Source organism: Chromohalobacter sp. 48-RD10 (assembly GCF_029889785.1).
In the GTDB taxonomy this organism is placed as follows: domain Bacteria; phylum Pseudomonadota; class Gammaproteobacteria; order Pseudomonadales; family Halomonadaceae; genus Chromohalobacter.
This window is the reverse complement of sequence record NZ_JARANX010000168.1, coordinates 1-1,017: the sequence shown is the minus strand read 5'-3', so window position 1 is coordinate 1,017 and position 1,017 is coordinate 1. Positions and strand designations below refer to the sequence as shown.

Here is a 1,017-nt window from a genome sequence, read left to right as displayed (position 1 = left end):
AGATAATTGCTTTCATTGGCCATGAAGACACCGGGCGCTGCGTCCAAGGTGATCATGTAGCCGTGCTGGGCGAGGTCTTTCTTGAAACGGCAGCGTTCGAAGCGCACCACATGCCGCGCATTGCGTTTGTCGCTGTTGTGCAGGTAGAGATGCCCGCCGCCGGGGGTGAAGTCGAATCGGCAGTGGTGGTAACGATGATGCTGCGTGGTGTTGAAGATGTCGAAGCGCGGCACGCCGTCACCAAGCCGGCAGGCGTCTACATCGAGTGTGTCGTAGGCTTGGACCCAGCCGGCGGGGATCTCGCAGTCATGCAGACTGATGCGCTCGGCCGGTACATGAAAGAGTCGTGCTTGCGTGCCGCTCAGCGTGAAGTCGCTCAGGTGCGATTGGTCGATGAGCTTGAAGCCTACGGCAATGGGCTCATCGGTGTCGCCGTGTCGGCTCTGGAAGTGGGCGAGGTGCAGCTCGCCTTTGAAGTTGCCTGCGGCAACGACCGACGCGTATCTGGCCCTGATGCTCTCATAGCGGCGTGGATAGAACGTTTGCCAGGTTTCGTCGATATCGCGGATATCGATATGCCCATCGCCTGTGAAAGACAGCGTGTTGCCAGTGCGTCGGCTGTCACCAAGGAGCGTGGTGAAGCGTTGCCCGGTGAGGCGGCTGGCCGCAAGCGACATCTCGATACAGAAGCCTCTGGCGACGTCGCGTGCCAGGCAGTCGTCGACGGTATGGCGTACGGGAATGCCATTCATATCGCTGAGTAAGTACCCATTGCCCGTTGTCTCGGCGATGCAGCCGCGCAGAGAGAAGTGTCCAATACCCAGCGTTGGGCTGCGTCCGGTGGTAGCGACGAAGCCATGATGCGTCGTGTCGCGCGAACGACAGTTGATAAAGCGAACCGCGTTGCTATTTTCGGCCCAGTAACCGGCGTTGGACTCGTGACCGCCGTAATCGACGCTGGCGTGGTGACCGTTTTCGGCGAGGCAGTCGATGAAGTCGATGTGCTCGCTGAGGACG

The 1,017-nt window shown here is 60.0% G+C and carries 1 protein-coding gene; it reads right to left on the bottom strand.

The genetic code is table 11. The features are described from left to right. Positions 1-1,017 (bottom strand): hypothetical protein (locus OP496_RS17980; RefSeq protein WP_280565318.1); only part of this gene is annotated, 1,017 nt, incomplete at both ends.